16 protein-coding genes are annotated in these 20711 nt (G+C 39.8%); 8 read left to right on the forward strand and 8 right to left on the reverse strand.

The features are described from left to right. Positions 1–13 precede the first annotated feature (13 nt). Together AAEY55_RS11190 and AAEY55_RS11195 are read right to left on the reverse strand one after the other, a co-directional pair. A complete protein-coding gene (locus AAEY55_RS11190; RefSeq protein ID WP_011327898.1) occupies positions 14–1936 on the reverse strand; it encodes a PrkA family serine protein kinase in 1923 nt (640 codons plus the stop codon). Between the two features lie 210 nt (positions 1937–2146). Beyond that, positions 2147–2728: a superoxide dismutase gene (locus AAEY55_RS11195; protein ID WP_011327899.1), complete on the reverse strand. Its 582-nt coding sequence runs from the start codon at positions 2726–2728 to the stop codon at positions 2147–2149. 267 nt (positions 2729–2995) lie between these two features. Between AAEY55_RS11195 and AAEY55_RS11200 the strand changes: the two genes are divergently transcribed. Then, complete coding sequence (locus AAEY55_RS11200) at positions 2996–3334, forward strand: Grx4 family monothiol glutaredoxin (protein ID WP_004335359.1); 339 nt, start codon at positions 2996–2998, stop codon at positions 3332–3334. Positions 3335–4022: 688 nt separating this feature from the next. Here AAEY55_RS11200 and recN read toward each other — a convergent pair. The 3 genes from recN to nadK all read right to left on the reverse strand — a co-directional run bounded on the left by recN (position 4023) and on the right by nadK (position 7291). Next, a complete protein-coding gene (gene recN, locus AAEY55_RS11205) occupies positions 4023–5696 on the reverse strand; it encodes a DNA repair protein RecN (RefSeq protein ID WP_089368104.1) in 1674 nt (557 codons plus the stop codon). A 75-nt stretch (positions 5697–5771) separates the two neighbouring features. Then, positions 5772–6329 carry a hypothetical protein gene (locus AAEY55_RS11210; RefSeq protein WP_089368105.1) on the reverse strand — a complete coding sequence of 186 codons (558 nt, stop codon included), beginning with the start codon at positions 6327–6329 and terminating at the stop codon, positions 5772–5774. Positions 6330–6406: 77 nt separating this feature from the next. Further along, on the reverse strand, positions 6407–7291 hold the full coding sequence (gene nadK, locus AAEY55_RS11215; protein ID WP_086993357.1) for an NAD(+) kinase: 885 nt from the start codon (positions 7289–7291) through the stop codon (positions 6407–6409). Positions 7292–7458: 167 nt separating this feature from the next. On the opposite strand from nadK, the gene AAEY55_RS11220 reads away from it, so the two are divergent. Further along, positions 7459–8424 (forward strand): HrcA family transcriptional regulator, encoded by a 966-nt coding sequence (locus AAEY55_RS11220; RefSeq protein ID WP_041454395.1) that lies wholly within the window; start codon positions 7459–7461, stop codon positions 8422–8424. A 57-nt stretch (positions 8425–8481) separates the two neighbouring features. Beyond that, positions 8482–9093, forward strand: coding sequence for a nucleotide exchange factor GrpE (gene grpE / locus AAEY55_RS11225; RefSeq protein WP_011327905.1), 612 nt, complete (start codon positions 8482–8484; stop codon positions 9091–9093). A gap of 27 nt (positions 9094–9120) precedes the next feature. On the opposite strand, the gene AAEY55_RS11230 is transcribed toward grpE, so the two are convergent. Next, the gene (locus AAEY55_RS11230) at positions 9121–10323 is read right to left on the reverse strand and encodes a Bcr/CflA family efflux MFS transporter (protein ID WP_089368106.1); all 1203 of its coding nucleotides are present in this window, start codon (positions 10321–10323) and stop codon (positions 9121–9123) included. Positions 10324–10724: 401 nt separating this feature from the next. Between AAEY55_RS11230 and AAEY55_RS11235 the strand changes: the two genes are divergently transcribed. After that, on the forward strand, positions 10725–11522 hold the full coding sequence (locus AAEY55_RS11235) for a M48 family metallopeptidase (protein ID WP_011327907.1): 798 nt from the start codon (positions 10725–10727) through the stop codon (positions 11520–11522). 124 nt (positions 11523–11646) lie between these two features. Here the strand turns inward: AAEY55_RS11235 and AAEY55_RS11240 are convergent, their stop codons facing one another. Next, positions 11647–12435: a nucleoside-binding protein gene (locus AAEY55_RS11240; protein WP_086993405.1), complete on the reverse strand. Its 789-nt coding sequence runs from the start codon at positions 12433–12435 to the stop codon at positions 11647–11649. A gap of 116 nt (positions 12436–12551) precedes the next feature. Next, positions 12552–13865: a Na+/H+ antiporter NhaC family protein gene (locus AAEY55_RS11245; RefSeq protein WP_011327909.1), complete on the reverse strand. Its 1314-nt coding sequence runs from the start codon at positions 13863–13865 to the stop codon at positions 12552–12554. 308 nt (positions 13866–14173) lie between these two features. Here AAEY55_RS11245 and dapB point away from each other — a divergent pair, with 308 nt between their 5' ends. The 4 genes from dapB to greA all read left to right on the forward strand — a co-directional run bounded on the left by dapB (position 14174) and on the right by greA (position 20239). Further along, complete coding sequence (gene dapB, locus AAEY55_RS11250; RefSeq protein WP_011327910.1) at positions 14174–14977, forward strand: 4-hydroxy-tetrahydrodipicolinate reductase; 804 nt, start codon at positions 14174–14176, stop codon at positions 14975–14977. 360 nt (positions 14978–15337) lie between these two features. After that, positions 15338–16474: a glutamine-hydrolyzing carbamoyl-phosphate synthase small subunit gene (gene carA / locus AAEY55_RS11255; RefSeq protein ID WP_041454397.1), complete on the forward strand. Its 1137-nt coding sequence runs from the start codon at positions 15338–15340 to the stop codon at positions 16472–16474. A gap of 16 nt (positions 16475–16490) precedes the next feature. Next, positions 16491–19709, forward strand: coding sequence for a carbamoyl-phosphate synthase large subunit (carB, locus tag AAEY55_RS11260; protein WP_179806695.1), 3219 nt, complete (start codon positions 16491–16493; stop codon positions 19707–19709). A 53-nt stretch (positions 19710–19762) separates the two neighbouring features. After that, complete coding sequence (gene greA / locus AAEY55_RS11265) at positions 19763–20239, forward strand: transcription elongation factor GreA (RefSeq protein WP_011327913.1); 477 nt, start codon at positions 19763–19765, stop codon at positions 20237–20239. Positions 20240–20711: the final 472 nt, after the last annotated feature.

Here is a 20711-nt window from a genome sequence, read left to right on the forward strand (position 1 = left end):
ACCAATATGAAGGTTATTGCGATTTTCTAACCCGTAAATACCATTCAGATAACAACCGCACTTGTTTTTGTGTGTAGCCTTTTTCGACCATACGATTAACAAAGTCTTCGTGTTTTTGCTGATCCTCGGCAGAGGTTTTGGTATTAAACGAAATAACGGGTAGCAAATCTTCGGTATTAGAGAACATTTTTTTCTCGATCACGGTGCGCAATTTTTCGTAGCTGGTCCACAGTGGGTTTTTACCATTATGGTGCGCTCGAGCCCTAAGCACAAAGTTTACTATTTCGTTACGAAAATCTTTTGGATTAGAAATACCCGCTGGCTTTTCTATTTTTTCAAGTTCTGCATTAAGGGCATCACGGTCAAATAGTTGGCCAGTATCGGGGTCGCGGTATTCTTGATCTTGAATCCAAAAGTCGGCGTAAATAACATAACGGTCAAAAATATTTTGTCCGTATTCAGAGTACGACTCTAAGTATGCGGTTTGCAGCTCCTTACCAATAAACTCCACATATTGCGGAATTAAATAGCCTTTTAAAAAGCTCAAATAACGCTCTTCGGTATCAGATGCAAACTGCTCACGCTCAATTTGTTGTTCTAACACATAAAATAAATGTACTGGATTCGCAGCAACCTCTAGGGTGTCAAAATTAAATACTCGCGATAAAATTTTAAAAGCAAAACGGGTAGAAAGTCCTGTCATACCTTCATCAACCCCAGCATAATCTCGATACTCTTGATACGATTTAGCTTTAGGGTCGGTGTCTTTTAGGGTTTCGCCGTCATACACTCGCATTTTTGAAAAAAGGCTCGAGTTTTCAGGCTCTTTTAATCGTGATAGCGTTGAAAACTGCGCTAAAATTTTAAGTGTTCCCGGGGCGCATGGCGCGTTGTACAACTCACTGTGTTGAAGTAGCTTATCGTAAATTTTAATTTCTTCGGTAACACGTAAGCAATAAGGAACCTTAACAATATATACCCGGTCTAGGAATGCCTCATTGTTTTTATTGTTTTTAAAAGTTTGCCACTCAGATTCGTTAGAGTGGGCTAGTATCATGCCGTTAAAGGGCAGAGCACTAATACCTTCAGTACCGTTGTAGTTACCCTCTTGGGTGGCTGTTAGCAGAGGATGCAGTACCTTAATAGGCGCTTTAAACATCTCAACAAACTCCATTAAGCCCTGGTTTGCTAAACATAAAGATCCAGAGTAGGCGTAAGCATCGGGATCATTTTGTGCAAAATGTTCTAGTTGGCGAATATCTACTTTACCTACTAATGCCGAAATATCTTGGTTGTTTTCATCCCCAGGCTCAGTTTTGGCAATCCCTATTTGATTTAAAATAGAAGGGTAGCGCTTAACCACTTTAAATTGACTAATGTCGCCATTAAATTCTTTTAAGCGTTTTCCGGCCCAAGGCGACATAATAGTTTTCAAATAGCGTGGTTTAATGCCGTATTCTTGTTCAAGTAATTTAGCATCTTCAATCGGATCGAATAATGACAGCGGGTGGTCGTTTACAGGGGAGCCTTTAATAGAATAAATGGGTACTTGTTGCATCAAGTATTTCAGTTTTTCGGCAATAGATGATTTACCACCACCAACCGGACCCAATAAATAAAGAATTTGTTTACATTCTTCTAGGCCTTGAGAGGCGTGTTTTAAATAAGAAACAATTTGTTCGATGGCATCTTCCATACCATAAAAATCAGCAAAGGCAGGATAGCGTGCTACTACACGATTAGAAAATAATCGACTTAAGCGTGCGTCTGTTGCTGTGTCTATCATTTGTGGCTCGCCAATTGCCATTAGTAGGCGCTCAGGGGCACTTGCGTAGGCAGATTTGTCGGTTTTACAAATATCTAAAAACTCAGCAATACTGTACTCTTCTTCTTGTCCAGCTTCGTATCGTGCTTGGTAATGATCAAAAATCGTCATAAAGACCTCCAAAACCCACTTTAAAAATAGCTTAACTTCTTAAAGTCTAGTCACGATTTTGAATTTTTGTGCAATAAAATTAAAAATTTATATTAAAAATTATGATCTTGACTTTTTAATATAAGAGGTACTTGTACAAGGAGATGGTAATTTACCAAGCATAAAAAAAGACGCCGCAGCGTCTTTTTAAATTTAGCTTTTAAGGGCTAATTAAGCGAAGTTAGCGTTCGCGAATTCCCAGTTAACTAGCGACCAAAAACCTTTAAGGTAATCTGGACGAACGTTACGGTAATCGATGTAGTAAGCGTGTTCCCATAAATCCACAGTTAGGATTGGAGTAACGCCATCATCAGTTAATGGTGTAGCAGCGTTAGAAGTGTTAACTATGTCTAGTGAACCATCAGCTAGTTTAACTAACCAAGTCCAGCTAGAACCAAAGTTATTAACTGCTTTGTCGTTTAATGCTTCTTTAAATGCATCAAAAGAGCCCCATTTAGCATTGATTGCATCAGCAACCGCGCCAGTCGGTGCACCACCGCCATTTGGCGATAAACTGTTCCAGTAGAACGTATGGTTCCAGATTTGTGCAGCGTTGTTAAACACGCCACCGTCTGATGAACATACGATTTCTTCAAGAGATTTGTTTTCAAACTTAGTGCCTGGGATCAAACCATTAAGTTTAACAACATAAGTGTTGTGATGTTTACCATGATGAAACTCAAGAGTTTCTTTTGAAATATGCGGCTCAAGTGCATCAATTGCATATGGTAGTGACGGTAGTTCAAATGCCATTTTTTATCTCCATCTTCTTTTAGTTAATAGTCGATTTAGTAATACGTAATGCCTGTTGGAACAGGCCAGTTATCTATACCAAACGGGAATATAGTGTTACTATAATTGTTGAGTATTCTACTCAAGTTTTAGCAAACAGCAATGCTATTGCTAAAGACTATTTCAATTGCGGCTTTATTTGCCCATTTTAAGTTATAGATCTATGGTCTCACTGAGTTATTTTCAAGGCCTTAGGTATATTAAATTATCGTCATTTTGAGGTTGTAGATGGAAACCATTGATAAAATTAAACAGCAAATTTCAGAAAACCCAATAATCCTTTTCATGAAAGGATCACCTAAGTTGCCTAACTGTGGTTTTTCTTCACAAGCATCGCAAGCGTTAATGTCATGTGGTGAACCATTTGCATATGTTGATATTTTACTTAATCCAGACATTCGTGCTGAGCTTCCTGCTTATGCAAATTGGCCTACATTCCCACAGTTATGGGTAGATGGCGAATTAGTTGGTGGTTGTGATATTATCATCGAAATGTTTCAGCGTGGTGAATTACAACCATTAATTACTGAAACAGCAGCTAAATATAAAGAAGCTGACGCAGAATAATATCTCGATAAGCACGCTTTTTAAGGTGTATTGATACAAAATTTTGCTAAAACAATAAAACCACTTTTATAGTGGTTTTATTGTTTTTTATTAATCGTTTCTTATCGATAAATTAATCATTAAAAACTTACCAGCCAAACCAAATTAGACGTGCGTAAATGCTGCAACATTAGCTTTTAGACTTAAAAAGTTGAGTAGCTCAGCAATAAAATACCTACTAAAAGCCAACATCAAAGCAGCACATTAAAACGCTTTACTACACTGTAAGTTCTTTATTTATTGCTTGAATAAAATGCAGGAACACTTAGTCCATAGAAAAATGATCTAAAGAGGGTCTGCCTTTTGCTTTTGCGCGTTTTAAACCTAAATAACAGGCTAAATTACATAGCAATTGCAATGTAATTATTACCCCACAACTAATAATAAAATTGTTTAAAGTGGCTGTTGTATTATTCATTATAAAAACCAGCGTGACCAATAACTGCCATACCAATGCTGTATTTAAATAGCGCAATAAAATCTGCTTAAAGTGAGTATGTTTAAAGGTACTCAAAATTAGAAAAACAAGGCTAACGATTAACACTAACCAGCCCGAAGTTAAACAAAAGTAGGCAACTGTATTTTGCATTTTAATCCTTAACTCTTAACCCTACTAACCACATATTAAAATAAACGTATAAAAGTAATATTAAGCGTGTGCCATTATTAGCTCTTTAGCATTTGCTTTTGCTGTTTTACTTATATTATCACCCCCTAATAGGCGTGCTATTTCGTTAACTCTGCCATCTTTGTTTAAAGGCTGCATATGGGTAAAAGTTTCTCCATTTGCTATTTCTTTAGCAACAAAAAACTGTTGATGCGCACTGCTGGCTACTTGCGGTAAATGGGTAACACAAATCACTTGGGTAGACTTACCTAATTGACGCAATAACTTACCAACAGCAGAGGCCGTTGGGCCGGAGATCCCCACATCAACTTCATCAAAAATAAGGGTAGGTGTTGTGACTTTTTGCGCAATAATTACCTGAATAGCTAAACTTATACGCGACAGCTCACCACCCGATGCAACCTTTGCTAATGGTTGTAATGGTTGTCCTGGGTTAGTTGATACTAAAAACGATACATTGTCGTAGCCTAAGCTATTTGGTGCGCGTTCTGTTTCTTGAGTTAGGGCAATTTCAAATATACCGTTTTCCATTGACAGGTTTGCCATGCTGTTACTAATTAAGCGGTTTAGTGTATTAGCATACTCACGGCGGCTTTGGCTTAGCTGTTCACTAGCATGTTGATAATGGCTAAGTGTGTTTTCAATTTCAGATTCTAACTGCTCTAAGCGAGAGCTGTTATTGCTAATAGACTCGAGTTCTTGACTAATAGCTTGATGAAACTCAACCAATGCCTGTGGTTTAATATGGTGTTTACGCGCTAAATCCATAGCGCCGCTTAATCTGTTTTCTACCTCCACCAAGCGAGCAGGATCTAAATCGGCCTGCTCAGTGTAACTGCGCACTTCTCGGCTAGCTTCTTCTACTTGTACTGCGGCCTCTGCAAGCAATGTAGCTACACTTGCTAATGTTTCGTCATATTGTGCCAGCTCAGAAAACTGTTGCGCGCTGTGTTGCAATAACGAACAAGCATTTTGCTCATCACTTTCGTATAAATGCTGTAACTCACGCTGACACGTTTCTAAAATCGTTTGGCTATTACTTAACTTGTAATGCTCAGCTTCTATTTGTTCAAACTCACCTTCTTGTAGGGCAAACTCGTTAAGTTCTGCTACTTGGTATTCTAATAGTTGTTTTTGCGCAGCTTGCTGCTGCTGTTGTTGTTGTAAGTGTTTAAATTCTTTTTGTAAATTAGCAAATTGCTTATAGCTTTGGCTAACGCCACTGACCAAATTATGATGTCCGGCATAGGCATCTAGTAGCTGCAGTTGATGCTCGGCTTTTAACAAGTGTTGGTGGGCATGTTGGCCATGAATCGAAATTAAATACTGGCCAAGCTCTTTTAGTTGCGCTGCTGTTACAGCGCTGCCATTAATGTAGCTTTTGCTGCGGCCATTTTTACACACCACGCGGCGCAATAAACATTCGTTATCGGTGTTACTCAACATATTTTGTTCTAAAAAAGCATGAGCGAGGGGTAAATTACTTAAATCAAATTGCGCGCATACTTCCGCTTTATCTGTGTTTGGGCGCACAGCTGAGGCTTCGGCGCGCTCGCCTAAACATAGCGAAAGGGCATCAATAGCAATCGACTTACCCGCACCCGTTTCACCGGTAATTGCGGTCATGCCGTTTTGCCACTCTGTACTTAAATTACTTACAATTGCGAAATTTTTAATTTCTAAACCAATTAACATACTGTTTATCCATCCAGTCAATTGACTGTTAATTTATACAGTGTTTTGGTTTTTTGCAAATTAAATTTTTATGACTTACGCAATTTCTTCATCTTGAATAATTTTAGAATGGCTATTAGTTTCGCTTGTTTCGTCAGCATTATTAATATTATCAGCGAGTTGTTCTATGTCTTCTGTTTTAATATTAACAATAAGGGCGGGTAAAATAGTTTGATAAAAAGTCTTGTTATATAAAATACCTTGCAAGGGAAGTTCCGCTACAAAGTACTGGATATTATCGACTAAATTTTGAGAAACATTGCTTTGATAAGTTTTAATTAACTCGTTCGACAGTATATTAATAAGTAAATCGGCAGTACTTTCTAACTGGTTTAGGTTTTCATCCGTGTGAGCTTGCACCACAAAAAAATTGCTTACAATGGCTTGTATACGTGGCAGGTATTTGGGTCGGATAAGCTTAGCGTCAAGTAACTCATTGAGCTTTAGCTTTAAGCGAGTATTAACTTGTGATACTCGAGCATTAAAAAGCTTTTTTTTCGCTTCGATTGCTTTTTTACGGTTATTTTCAACAATTAAATAACTAGCTAATAATGTAATTAATAATAATAAAGCAAAAAAAACAATATAAGTCATTGCCGCACAATCCTGATTTGGTTAGCTATTTTATAAAAAATATATTTTGCTCTAAAGCACGATACTTAGCAATAAAATTAGTATAAACGACTGCCCCAATTGAGCTTTTGGCGTAATACGTTGTAATAAGAGTAATTTTTAGGATGAATAAGGCGCAGCTTTTTATCGGCTTTTTTAATGACCACCTCATCACCAGGTAAAACGGCGAGTACCACATGGCTGTCGCAGCTAACTTGCAAACTATCGGTGTTCTCAAGGCTTAGTTTTAAGCGTACTTCGTTATCGGCATCAACTACCAGAGGTCGGCTCGATAAAGTATGTGGAAACATAGGCACTAGTGCTATTGCGTTAAGCTCAGGAGTAAGAATAGGGCCGCCCCCCGATAGTGAATAAGCAGTTGAGCCGGTAGGGGTAGATACAATAAGTCCATCAGAGCGCTGAGAAAACACAAAGTCGTTATTTATAAAGGCTTCAAACTCAATCATATGCGCTACTTTGTCGGCATGTAAAACGGCTTCGTTTACAGCCGAGTTTGCACTTTTAAGTTCGTTATGACGATACACTTCTACTTCGAGTAAGAAGCGCTTTTCTTCAACATACTCACCGCTGAGTACCTGCTCTAAACTGGCTTCGAAACCTTCGGGGTTTAAATCGGTTAAAAACCCAAGATTGCCTCGGTTTACACCTATAACGGCTATATTAAAGCGTGCTAATACACGCGCTGCGCCAAGCATATTGCCATCGCCACCTACTACAATGGCTAAATCAGCTTGTTCACCTAAGTCGACCAGTTTAACTAACTTATTTTTTGGTATATCAATAAGTTGGCTTCCTGTGCGTTTTTCTACAATAACTGTAAAACCAAGCGCAAGTAAAAATGTATGCAGGCGCTGCAAGGTTGCCGCCGCATCTGGATGATTTGGTTTACCAATAAGGCCGATAGTGCGAAAAGGAGAATCCATAATAAATACACAGCAAGTTTTAATATTTGTAGAGTAACCTAAAACAGAAGTGTTTGAAAATACAGATCGTTAGCAATACTGCAATGAATTAATCTTGCAGCTCATTAATTTACGTGCCGTGTAGCTAATCACTTGAAATTAAGAAGCTCTGCCCCGATATAAAGCACATGAGACAAGATGCAGTAACCATGAAACTAAACCCACGAGATCAACAAATTTTTGCGGCTGTAATGAGCACGTATTGTAATGGTGAAGGTTTACCTGTGCCATCAACAAAAATTGCCAAGCTAAAAGGTATGGCAGTTTGCTCAGCTACAGTACGTAATGCCATGGCACGTTTAGAGAAAGTGGGCTTGCTCTACTCACCCCACACATCAGCGGGGCGCGTGCCAACAGACTACGGATTTGATTATTGGTTTGAGGAATTTTTTGCACTCGCCGACATAGCTAATTACTGGCAACCTGCGCAAACACAATTAGTTGAATTAGCGCATGGTTTAAGTCAGCGTTATCAGGTGTGTTGTTGTGTTGGTTTGCCACAGGTACGCTCGCAACAAGTATTTAGAGTGGAAGTGCTCGATTTTGATTCCACGGATTGGTTAATCTTATTAATAGACAGAGCAGGGCAAAGTCATAACATTTGTATTAATAAGCCCGATGATGCAAGTGATACTGTGCGTTATCAGTTTGCCACGTGGTTAAATACGGTATTTAGCCAACAAACCTTAATAGAAGGCTTGTACCGTATGCAGGCAATGGCTAATACTGCACCGCGTAACTGTCATGATTCACTAAACCAATGGACGCGTGAACTAAGCCAAAAGCTTGGCTCTGATAATAGTATTGTGGTTGGTGAAAACTATTTGTATAAACAAATAGATTGCGAGCAAAGCCTAAACATTGGGGTGTCTTTTTTAAATTTTGTCGAAGACAAGCTAGTATTTAAAAATGGGGTGTCGGTACTTAATACTGAAAACCTACCTTTTTCAGAGTGTAACGAATTGATTGTGATTAGCTTGCCGTACTTTCAAAATCAAGAATATCAGAGTCGTTTTTGTGTAATTTGTCCAAAATCAGCGCCAATCGAAAAAATAATCCAAGAATTTAAATTAATTGAGACATCTAACTCTTGAATCTTTTAATTCAATCCCCATAATTACCGCAGTTGTAAAGAATTGGAGCACATATTTATGTCTGAGCAGAGACAAAACCCAGAACAAGAAGTAGAACTAAACGAAGACCTAGCAAAAATGGAAGCTGATGTTGAAGCCGCTGTACAAGCAGCAGAAGAACACGCAGAGCAAGAGCAAAGCCCTGAAGCCGAAATTGCAATGTTATATGCAGAGCTTGAAGTAGCAAAGCAAACAATAGCAGATCAAAAAGACGGTGTAGTTCGCGCCGCTGCTGATGTTGAAAACATGCGTCGTCGTGCAGCACAAGATGTAGAAAAAGCACATAAATTTGCACTAGAGAAGTTTGCTAACGAATTACTCCCGGTTATTGATAACTTAGAGCGCGCAATTGAGTTTTCTGATAAAGAAAACGAAACGCTAAAACCTGTGCTAGAAGGTATTAGCATGACGGTAAAAAGCTTTAACGATGCTGTTGCAAAATTTGGCGTTGAAATTGTTAACCCACAGGGTGAGCAGTTTAATCCAGAGTTTCATCAAGCTATGTCAATTCAGCCAAGCAACGATGTATCGCCAAATACAGTATTAGCGGTAATGCAAAAAGGCTACACCTTAAACGGACGTTTATTGCGCCCAGCTATGGTTATGGTATCTAAAGCAGCTGACGCTTAAGTTGTTATTAATGATTTAAAAAATGCCTCAATTTGAGGCATTTTTTTTGCTATTTAAATAGTGAACCAATTGCACTAAAACAGTTAGTATTACAGCACCAAACATCAAGCTTGAAAAAGGCACGGCACTTTTAGCATGTAGTATAGCTAATAGGGGGCCGACCAAAGCACCGCTACCAAAGCGTAACGTACCAATAACTGCGGTTGCTGTGCCTGTATTTGCTTCAAACTTCATTAAAATAAGTGAGTCAGCATTACTGGCTATTATGCCTAAGCTCATCATAAGTGGTGCAATAGCACCAACAATAAAGTAAAGCGACAGCTGCATAATACTAAAAGTAAGTAACGCAGCGCCCGAAAGTAAGCCAAATATTAATCCGTAGTAGAGCATTTTACGAGAGCCAATTCGCGGCACAATACGAGTATTTAAAAAATTCCCAAACATGAGTGCTATAACGTTAAATGCAAACAAAATGCCAAATAACTGCTCTGATACTTTAAATAAGTCTAAATATACAAACGGTACTGAGGTTAAAAAACAAAAAAATCCAAACGATACAAACATAGAGCTTAAAATGTCGGCACGTGCATCTTTGTTACTCAGTATTATTTTATAACTATTAAAAAATAATGGCAGCCCTTTAAGGTCATTTTTAAAAATAGGAATGTCGATTAAATACACATGCACAAAAGCTAAAATAATAAAGCTGTAGGCCGCTAAAATTAAAAAGATGGTAGACCAAACAGAAAACCCTAAAATAAGCGAACCAATTGAAGGTGCAAGTAATGGCGCTACCATCATAATCATCGATACATAAGACATACCTTTGGCGGTGTTTTTTTGGTAAATATGCCTAATTATCCCAGGAACTACCACGGTTGCCGCTGCACCGGTAAATGCCTGTACGGTACGCAAGACCCAAAATGCATATATATCGGTAGTAAAGGCAAGTGCTAATGACGTTATACCAAATAAAGTTAAGCCAATTTTAGCCAATTTACGGCGACCAATTTGATCGGCAATAGGGCCAAAAAATAACATCCCTAATGCATAGCCCGCTAAATAAATACTTAACGATATTTGTACGTTAGGCATACTGGTTTGTAAGTCGTCCGCAATAACTAACATTGCCGGTAAATACATATCAATAGCTAAAGGCGTAATTGCCACAATACTAGCTAGTAAAGGCAATAAAATACGGGTGTTAAAAGACGAAGCCGATGCAGGCATGTATAAACTCAATCATTACTAAACAGGATGTATAGTGTAACAGGGCATGCTGATTGGATAAACTTAGTTTGCCTGCTAAGTTAATTGTAATGGGTAAATAACCTGAGATCCGGATAATAAACCTATCTCGAGCAGCTATTTTCAGCGCTAACTGCGTTGAATTTACTTGCAATAGGCCAGCTATTGACGCGTAAATTTGCCTTATTTTCACTGAAAATCTCTGGCTAGAGAAAATAAAATTAAATATAACTATGATTCAATACGTTAGTAAATCTCTTAACCAGAGTTCAGGTTAAATAAACAACAAAATTTTATTGTTACTTGCTAAAAAGCAATTATTTTAAACTGCGGTGGTATTTGCTATTCTAGCGCTAACAAAAAATATGATTTGAGGGAATATAATGAAAAAACTCGTGATAGCTATATTAGCTACTGCAGTGCTGGCTGGCTGTAAAACATCACCAACAGGGCGCACCCAAATTGCGCTTTATTCTGATCAACAAATGAGTGAAATGGGCACAGCCAGTTTTGCTGAGATGAAAAAAAATCAGCCAATCAATAAAAACCCACAAACTAACGCGTATGTAAATTGTATTGCCGAGCAAGTAGTGGCTGTTTTACCTAAGCAGTACGCTTCGCAAAAATGGGAAGTAGTGGTATTTGAAGACGACTCAGCGAATGCGTTTGCATTGCCAGGCGGTTACATTGGTGTGCATACGGGGCTGCTAAAAGTGGCTACTAACCAAGACCAAGTGGCTACAGTGCTTGGCCATGAAGTGGGGCATGTAATTGCAGAGCATTCGAACGAGCGTGTATCGCAAAGCTCAATGCTACAAACCGGCATGCAAATTGGCGGTGCAGCTCTTGAAATGGGTAATGTTGGGTATCGTAACGAAATTATGCAGGGTTTGGGCTTGGGTGCACAATACGGTGTTGTATTACCGTTTAGTCGTTCGCACGAATCAGAAGCTGACGAAATCGGCTTGGATTTAATGGCGCAAGCTGGTTTTGATCCAAAAGAGTCAGTTACTTTATGGCAAAATATGAGTAAAGCGGGTGGTGGCGCAACACCTGAGTTTTTATCAACTCACCCAGCACCAGCAAGCCGAATTAAAGACTTGCAAGCACAAATGAGCCAAGCTTTAGGTGAGCAAAAAACAGCAAGAGCACAGGGTAAAAACCCACAATGTAAGCTGTAATTTAGTTTAACTACAAATAAAAACCCTGTAAGTAATTTACTTACAGGGTTTTTATATTCAGTGCTAATCTTTATTTATTGAGTAAAGAGCTATTAGGGAGTCCATATAAGACCCTAGTTAAAGCTTAAAAAGTCCACTCAACATGAAGTTGTGGTACCGATTCTGTAACATTAGTGCCAAATTTGTTATGCCAATATTGCCATTCCATCCCTAGCAACAGAGTGTTTTCTTTCATTTCAAGGGCATGGCCTAAATCCCAGGTAATAATAGGCTGCGCTAAAAACCACGCACGCACATCTTGACCAAATTCATTTTCACGCTCAGCAATGTACTCAACATGGCCCTTTACATTAAACTTTTGCGTGCCGATCATAAAAGGGTAATCAAACGCAACATCAAACATCCAGCTATTAGTTTCTATAGGTGCACCACCTTTTGCTACGCCTTCACTGTCATCAATGTAGGCAGTTACCAATGTCTGAAAAAAGTTAAAACCAGGTACATCCCAGCTTAATTTAACACCCGGTAAATATTTCATTACCTTGGCGTCTCCTGCTACGTTAATACCGGCGGTTAAACCAACATCAATTAACGCGCCTGAACCAATCTGTTGGCCGGTAATAGCTGATAGGCTAACGGTTGAATACCATTCGCCATAAAAATCACGGTCTTGAAAACCGTCTTCAAGGTCGTCTTTACTGTAATCAATAAAGAAAAAATTATCGCCGTAATCATAACCAGATGCGTGCTGAATTGAATACACAGCGGTATCTGACTCTTGCTCTGTGAATGGATTTGTTTGCTCGCCATAATTAATGTGTAGAGCAGTACTGCTCCAGTTAGCAGCAATAGCAGAGGTAGATAAAGCGCAAGTGCTTAAACATAAAGCGGGAAGTAATTTTTTTAGTTTCATAATACTAATTAGTGTAACACGCGGGAGCGCTATTATAAGCAAAGGGGAGTGGTTTGTTAATTATTATATTACTGTGTTGTAGCTTAATCACTAAGCTACAACACAGTAACGTTAATTTATGCTTTATTTCTGCGCAGACAAATAACCGCAATAGCACTAAAAGCTAATATAAAACAGTAATAAGAAGAAGTTGATACTTCCCATGGGCTAATTTTAAATGTAGCTCCAAGTAGCAATGCTTGCGCGCCATAAGGCAGTGTCCCTTGCGTTACGCAGGCAAATATATCGAGCAAACTAGCCGAGCGTTTACCAGTAATATTACCATCATCAGCAAGTTTTTTAGCAATTGGGCCGGTAACAATAATAGACACGGTATTATTAGCAATACACATATTGCTGGCCATTACTAACGCCGCTATACCGAGTTGGTCAGCCACTTTTCGATGCCACTTAGCAATCACTTTAGTAATTGCTTGGATTTTTTGCGCTATGTAATCCAGGCCACCATTAAGGCGAATAAACTCAGAAAGACCACCTATAAACATCGACAGCAAAAATATTTCTTGCATGTCGGTAAAGCCTTTATAAATATCTTTTACAAAGCTGGCGCCTTCATAGCTACCAGTAAAGCCCATAAGTGCAGCAAAAACAATACCGCTAAGCAAAACTACAAATACGTTAAAGCCCATTACCGCAAGCACTAAAATAAAGGCATAAGGCAACACTAATAAAATGTCGTAATCTTTGGTTTCAACAACTTGTGCAGCGGGTGTTAAATATAACAACAACGCAATTGTGACAATGGCGGCCGGAATAGCTATTTTAAGGTTTTCTTTAAACTTATCTTTCATTTCACAGCCCTGAGTACGGGTGGCCGCAATAGTGGTATCTGAAATAATCGATAAGTTATCACCAAACATCGCGCCCGATACTATAGTACCGGCCATGAGTGCTGGATCTATGCCGGTTTTAACCGACACTGCATACGCTATAGGGCCAATGGCACCAATAGTTCCCATTGAAGTACCCATGGCGGTGGAAATTACGGCGGCAATTAAAAATAATCCAGGGAGCAATAAAGAAGGTGGAATAATTGACAAACCAGCGTTAACAACCGCATCAACGCCACCTGTGGCACCGGCAACAGCAGAAAACGCACCCGCTAATAAGTAAATTAAACACATGGTAATTATGTTGTTATTACCTACGCCTTTAATAAAGGTTTCGACGCTTTGGTTTATTGAGGTTTTATTTAAAATGAAAGCCAGAATAATGGCGGGTAAAATAGCAACAGGTGCAGGTAATTGATAAAAAGCGTAATCAACCCCTTGTGATTGTAAATATAAGCCTGAGCCTAAAAATATCGCTACAAAGGTAAGTAGGGGAAGCAAAGAAAGTATTGCTTTATTTTTGTTAAATGATGGCTGCATCATATTCCTCGTATTATTGAAAAAAGATCACAGCCAAAAACTCCTCTTTTAGCTGTGTTTAGCGAATCCTCCACTGTACTTAAACTAGGAGACCACTGCGCCCGCAAGCCAAAGACCAAATCGACGCTGAAAAGAAGTTTAAATGTATAGACGGCTAAAGTAAACTGGTATTATTACTTAAATTAAAAGTGTGACCTGACTATTACATGCTATTTAGGTAATATCTAGCCTAGTAAATAGTGTTAATTGACCAATAGTATCTTCGCGCGAGCCACAAGGTGCTGCAAATTAAAATATTAGGTAAGGTAATGACAAAAAATAAAATCGGTGTTTTTGGTGCCAACGGCAGAATGGGCTCAGCCTTATTAGAAGCAGCAAGTACAAAAGAGCATAGTGAACTTGCAGCCGCTTATGTACGCAGTAGTTCACCGTTATTAGGCATTAATGTTAATCAACTCAACAGTGCTGCAGATAAAACAGTAACCTTTAGCGATGAAGCTAATATTACGAATGTTGATGTATTAATTGATTTTACTTTGCCAGCCGGCATGCGCACACATTTACAAACAGCGGTTAAGCAAGGTGTCCCTATGGTAATTGGTACCACCGGGCTAAACGAAGCCGATATGACATTGCTACACGAGGCTGCAAACCATATTCCTATTGTATTTGCGCGCAATTATAGTGTGGGGGTAAATGTATTACTTAATTTAGTGCAAACAGCAGCTACAAAGTTTGGCGATGATATGGATATTGAAATTTTTGAAGCGCATCATCGCCATAAAATAGATGCGCCGTCGGGTACTGCGCTGGCCATTGGCGAAGCCATTGCAGATGCAAAAGGCTGGGATCACGACAAAGTTGCCGTATACGACCGCAGCAAAGTTGAGCAGGCTAAGTCGCAAAATGAAATTGGTTACTCGGTGCTCAGAGGCGGCGACATAGTAGGTGAACACACCGCATACTTCGCAACAATGGGCGAAAGACTCGAATTAACCCATAAAGCAAGCTCAAGAATGACCTTTGCATTAGGTGCTATAAGAGCTGCAGGCTGGTTAATAAATAAACCCGCAGGACTTTATGATATGCAAGATGTGCTAGATTTGAAGTAGTTAACTTGTTCTTTCAGCTGTTTGGGTCTGAATAAAGGTACAAGCAGTTATTTATTATAATTTACTAAATAGCGTTAGATCTAAAAGAAAACTTAATGTAAAATGTAGCCAATTTGCCAAAAATTAATAATCGCGTGTTTCCAATTATACCCAAGTGGCTTGAAAAAAGCAGGGTTCAGTGGGAATAAAGTCGTTTTAAGGCAAGAAAAAATGATTAAGGTTTAAAGCTCGTTATCGGCGTCATTTAACACTGTTTATAAAATAACTTTATCCACAAAAACTCGCTTTAACAATCGCCTGGGTATTGGCGGGGCGTTAAGCATTTTGCTTAGCCTCGTTTTTTACTGTTAGGAGGTTAATTTGACTAAATCCGCTCTGTTAGTCCTAGAAGACGGCACAGTGTTTCGCGGTACTGCAATCGGCGCTGACGGCATGTCAGTAGGTGAAGTAGTATTCAATACGTCTATGACTGGTTATCAAGAAATTTTGACTGACCCATCATACGCGGAACAAATCGTAACTTTGACGTACCCACATATAGGTAATACGGGTACTAATAGCGAAGACGAAGAAGCGAATCAAATATGGGCCAAAGGCCTAGTGATCCGTGATTTGCCACTGCTAGCAAGTAATTTTCGTAGCGAGCAATCGTTAGATGATTACTTAAAACAACGTAATATTTTAGGTATTGCGGACATCGACACCAGAAAACTAACGCGTATTTTGCGTGATAAAGGCGCTCAAAACGGGTGTATTATAGCCGGTGACGAATTAGACGAAAACAAAGCGCTTCAAGCCGCGCAAGCCTTCCCAGGCTTAAAAGGTATGGATTTAGCAAAAGTAGTCTCAACCAAGGAAATGTTTGAGTGGCGCGAATCAAGCTGGACATTAGGCGAAGGTTTTAAAACCTTAAACGCGGCTGATGAAAAGTTTCATGTTGTTGCCTACGACTTCGGTGTTAAGCGTAATATTTTACGTATGCTTGTAGATCGTGGTTGTAAATTGACTGTAGTACCAGCGCAAACCTCTGCCGCTGACGTACTAGCATTAAACCCTGATGGTATCTTTTTATCTAATGGCCCGGGCGATCCAGCACCGTGTACTTATGCCATTGATGCAATTAAAACCCTTTTAGAAACCGAAATCCCTATTTTTGGTATTTGTTTAGGCCATCAATTATTAGCGCTTGCCTCAGGTGCTAAAACAGTCAAAATGAAGTTTGGCCATCATGGTGCCAACCACCCAGTTAAAGATTTAGAACGTGATGTAGTGATGATCACCGCACAAAACCATGGTTTTGCTGCCGATGAAACTACGCTACCTGATAACCTGCGTGCTACGCACACATCGTTATTTGACGGTACTTTGCAAGGTATTCATCGTACAGATAAGCCAGCGTTTAGCTTCCAAGGTCACCCTGAAGCAAGCCCAGGCCCGCACGATGCCGCCCCATTATTTGATCACTTCATCGATTTGATGCAAGCGCGTAAACACTAATTTAACCGGAGTAATAATGCCAAAACGTACCGACATAAAAAGCATTCTTATCTTAGGCGCAGGCCCAATTGTTATTGGTCAGGCTTGTGAATTTGACTACTCTGGTGCACAAGCGTGTAAAGCACTGAGAGAAGAAGGCTATCGAGTTATATTAGTTAACTCAAACCCAGCAACAATTATGACTGACCCTGATATGGCAGATGCGACGTACATCGAACCAATTCACTGGGAAGTTGTAGAAAAAATTATCGAAAAAGAAAAGCCAGATGCAATCCTACCGACTATGGGTGGGCAAACAGCATTAAACTGTGCGCTTGAATTAGACAAGCACGGCGTATTGGCTAAGCACGGCGTTGAGTTAATTGGCGCAACAGCAGATGCAATCGACAAAGCAGAAAACCGCGAACGTTTCGATACAGCAATGAAAAACATTGGTTTAGAATGCCCACGTGCTGAAATTGCTCATTCAATGGATGAAGCAAGAGACATCATTACTCGCATTGGCTTACCGTGTATTATCAGGCCTTCTTTTACTATGGGCGGCACCGGTGGTGGTGTAGCGTATAACTTAGAAGAGTTTGAAGAAATTTGTGAGCGTGGCTTAGACTTATCGCCAACGAACGAATTGCTAATTGATGAATCACTGATTGGTTGGAAAGAATACGAAACAGAAGTTGTACGTGATAAAAACGACAACTGTATTATTGTTTGTACCATTGAAAACTTTGACCCTATGGGTGTGCACACGGGTGATTCGATCACAGTTGCACCAGCGCAAACATTAACCGACAAAGAATACCAAATTATGCGTAACGCCTCTATGGCGGTATTACGTGAAATTGGTGTTGAAACCGGTGGCTCTAACGTACAGTTTGGTATTAATCCTGCAGATGGCCGTATGGTTATCATTGAGATGAACCCACGCGTATCACGCTCATCAGCATTAGCGTCAAAAGCAACGGGTTTCCCAATTGCTAAAATTGCTGCAAAATTAGCTGTAGGCTACACACTTGACGAGCTACAAAATGATATTACTGGCGGTAAAACACCAGCGTCGTTTGAGCCGGCAATTGACTATGTAGTTACAAAAATACCTCGCTTTAACTTTGAAAAATTTGCCGGTGCGAACGACCGTTTAACCACGCAAATGAAATCAGTAGGCGAAGTAATGGCGATTGGTCGTAACCAACAAGAGTCATTACAAAAAGCATTACGTGGCCTTGAAGTGGGTGCAACTGGTTTTAACCCAATTGTGGCGCTTGACGACCCTAAAGCAAAAGAAATTATCATTCGTGAACTACGCGAGCCAGGTGCAGAGCGTATTTGGTATATTGCCGATGCAATGCGCCATGGTATGAGCGTTGAGGATGTTTACGAGCTAACAAAAGTTAACCGCTGGTTCTTAGTACAAATAGAAGACATTTTAAAAGACGAAGCAAAAATTAGCGACGTAGGCATGGCTGGTTTAAATGCCGACTTCCTACGCAAGTTAAAGCGTAAAGGCTTTGCTGACCCACGTATTGCAGAAATTGCTGGCGTATCAGAAGCTGAAATTCGTAAAAAGCGTCATTTGCTCAATATATTACCAGTATACAAGCGTGTTGATACCTGTGCTGCAGAGTTTAGCTCAGACACAGCCTACATGTACTCAACTTACGATGAAGAGTGCGAAGCTAATCCAACAACCCGTGACAAAATCATGGTGATTGGTGGCGGTCCTAACCGTATTGGTCAAGGCATTGAGTTTGATTACTGTTGTGTACACGCCTCGCTTGCACTGCGTGAAGATGGTTATGAAACCATTATGGTTAACTGTAACCCTGAAACGGTATCTACCGATTACGACACCTCAGATCGTTTATACTTTGAACCAATTACCCTTGAAGACGTGCTAGAAATTGTACGTGTTGAAAAGCCAGTGGGTGTCATTGTGCAGTACGGTGGTCAAACACCGCTTAAATTAGCGCGTGAACTTGAAGCGAATGGCGTGCCTGTGATTGGTACATCGCCAGATGCAATCGACCGTGCAGAAGACCGCGAACGTTTTCAACAATTAGTTGAGCGTTTAAATCTACTGCAACCAGAAAACGCTACGGTAACATCAACTGAAGAAGCAATTTTAAAATCAGTTGAAATTGGCTTTCCATTAGTAGTACGTCCATCGTATGTACTAGGTGGTCGCGCCATGGAAATTGTATACGACGAGCAAGACTTACGTCGCTACATGACCGAAGCAGTACAAGCCTCAAACGAAGCACCAGTATTATTAGACCGCTTTTTAGATAACGCGATTGAAGTTGACGTTGACGCAATTTGCGACGGCGAGCAAGTAATTATTGGCGGCATCATGGAGCACATAGAGCAAGCGGGTGTTCACTCAGGTGACTCAGCGTGTTCATTACCTGCTCATACGCTATCGCAAGAAGTACAAGATGTAATGCGCAAGCAAGTTACTGATATGGCACTTGAGCTTGGTGTGGTTGGTTTAATGAATACTCAGTTTGCTGTTAAAGATGGCTTAGTGTATTTAATTGAAGTTAACCCACGTGCTGCACGAACTGTACCGTTTGTATCAAAAGCAACCGGTGTTGCACTTGCAAAAGTAGCTGCACGTTGTATGGCGGGTCAGTCTTTGGCAAGCCAAGGTATAACTAAAGAAGTTATTCCTCCATATTACAGCGTAAAAGAAGTTGTTTTACCATTTGCTAAGTTTCAAGGTGTGGATCCAATCCGTGGCCCTGAGATGCGTTCAACCGGTGAAGTGATGGGTGTTGGTGATACTTTCGCCGAAGCGTTTGCAAAAGCACAATTAGGTGCAAGCAATACTTTACCACGCGGTGGTCGCGCGCTATTATCCGTGCGTGATAGCGATAAGCCACGTATTGTTGAACTAGCTAAAATCATGACAGACCTTGGTTTTGAAATAGATGCAACAGGTGGTACAGCTGCTGCACTTGAAAATGCTGACATTGCGGTTCGCCGTGTAAATAAAGTATTTGAAGGGCGCCCGCACATTCTTGATAGAATCAAAAGTGGCGAGTATAGCTATATTGTTAATACCACAGAAGGTCGCCAAGCGATTGAAGATTCGAAGGTGTTACGTCGTGGTGCTTTACAGCACAAAACCAACTATACTACGACCTTAAATGCGGCGTTTGCAAACTGTACAGCAAACCAAGCAGATGACCGTGGGAAGGTGACGTCAGTTCAAGAACTACACCTGCGATTGAACTAAGGAAATGTGCCAAGGCCGTTAAATTGCGGCCTTGGGATTAAGTGAGAAAAAGTATGCAAACAATTCCGATGACAGTTCGTGGTGCAGATTTACTGCGCAAAGAACTTACCGAATTAAAAACAGTTACCCGTCCTAAAATCGTCAGCGATATTGCAGTTGCACGAGAGCATGGTGACTTAAAAGAGAATGCTGAGTATCACGCTGCGCGTGAGCAACAGGGTTTTTGTGAAGGCCGAATTCAAGAAATTGAAGCTAAGCTTTCAAATGTACAAATAATTGATGTAACTAAAATGCCTAATACCGGCAAAGTTATTTTTGGTACAACAGTTACTATTGTCAACGTTGAAACTGATGTTGAAGTTAAATACCAGATTGTTGGTGATGACGAAGCAAGTATTAAAGATAATCGTATTTCGGTTAATTCACCGATCGCACGAGGTTTAATTGGTAAGCAAGCAGATGATGCTGTGAACATTGAAACCCCTAAAGGCACCGTTGAATACGAAATCATCGAGGTTGAGTATATTTAATAACTCACTTTACGTATAAATAAAAGCCAGTGTATTAATACACTGGCTTTTTTGTTTTAAAGTGTTTAAAAGTGTTAAAACAGCCCTTATAAATTGGCCTTAAAAATTTTACTTTGTTACCATATACAGGCTGCAAATTAAGCAGTTTACTCGGAGATATTTATGAACGATACCGACCATCCCTCTAGATTGAGGGCAGAAAAATAACCCGTATTGGTATTTATCTTCTATAAATCTACCTAAGCGGTAGAGTAATTTTATTCTTTCCTATTTTTCTTCTCTCAGACACCTAGATATAAATAATGAAATTAGCCTTATTAAAGTGCTGATTATAGTTACTAGTACGCTGGTATTTTAATCAGTCATATAGTTTCATTATTTGATGGTCGTTACCTTATGCTAATGTGTTTTACTCCTAATTAATGGCTATTAGCTAAGCAGTAGTTTTAACTGTTTGAACGCCATGTTATTA

Source organism: Pseudoalteromonas sp. 120-MNA-CIBAN-0494, assembly GCF_040308885.1.
Taxonomy (GTDB): domain Bacteria; phylum Pseudomonadota; class Gammaproteobacteria; order Enterobacterales; family Alteromonadaceae; genus Pseudoalteromonas; species Pseudoalteromonas nigrifaciens.

Excerpts from the sequence above, each read along its gene's own strand:
- AAEY55_RS11190 (WP_011327898.1), bottom strand. The coding sequence starts at position 1,936 with ATGACGATTTTTGATCATTACCAAGCACGATACGAAGCTGGACAAGAA.
- AAEY55_RS11195 (WP_011327899.1), bottom strand. The coding sequence starts at position 2,728 with ATGGCATTTGAACTACCGTCACTACCATATGCAATTGATGCACTTGAG.
- AAEY55_RS11200 (WP_004335359.1), top strand. The coding sequence starts at position 2,996 with ATGGAAACCATTGATAAAATTAAACAGCAAATTTCAGAAAACCCAATA.
- recN (WP_089368104.1), bottom strand. The coding sequence starts at position 5,696 with ATGTTAATTGGTTTAGAAATTAAAAATTTCGCAATTGTAAGTAATTTA.
- AAEY55_RS11210 (WP_089368105.1), bottom strand. The coding sequence starts at position 6,329 with ATGACTTATATTGTTTTTTTTGCTTTATTATTATTAATTACATTATTA.
- nadK (WP_086993357.1), bottom strand. The coding sequence starts at position 7,291 with ATGGATTCTCCTTTTCGCACTATCGGCCTTATTGGTAAACCAAATCAT.
- AAEY55_RS11220 (WP_041454395.1), top strand. The coding sequence starts at position 7,459 with ATGAGACAAGATGCAGTAACCATGAAACTAAACCCACGAGATCAACAA.
- grpE (WP_011327905.1), top strand. The coding sequence starts at position 8,482 with ATGTCTGAGCAGAGACAAAACCCAGAACAAGAAGTAGAACTAAACGAA.
- AAEY55_RS11230 (WP_089368106.1), bottom strand. The coding sequence starts at position 10,323 with ATGCCTGCATCGGCTTCGTCTTTTAACACCCGTATTTTATTGCCTTTA.
- AAEY55_RS11235 (WP_011327907.1), top strand. The coding sequence starts at position 10,725 with ATGAAAAAACTCGTGATAGCTATATTAGCTACTGCAGTGCTGGCTGGC.
- AAEY55_RS11240 (WP_086993405.1), bottom strand. The coding sequence starts at position 12,435 with ATGAAACTAAAAAAATTACTTCCCGCTTTATGTTTAAGCACTTGCGCT.
- AAEY55_RS11245 (WP_011327909.1), bottom strand. The coding sequence starts at position 13,865 with ATGCAGCCATCATTTAACAAAAATAAAGCAATACTTTCTTTGCTTCCC.
- dapB (WP_011327910.1), top strand. The coding sequence starts at position 14,174 with ATGACAAAAAATAAAATCGGTGTTTTTGGTGCCAACGGCAGAATGGGC.
- carB (WP_179806695.1), top strand. The coding sequence starts at position 16,491 with ATGCCAAAACGTACCGACATAAAAAGCATTCTTATCTTAGGCGCAGGC.
- greA (WP_011327913.1), top strand. The coding sequence starts at position 19,763 with ATGCAAACAATTCCGATGACAGTTCGTGGTGCAGATTTACTGCGCAAA.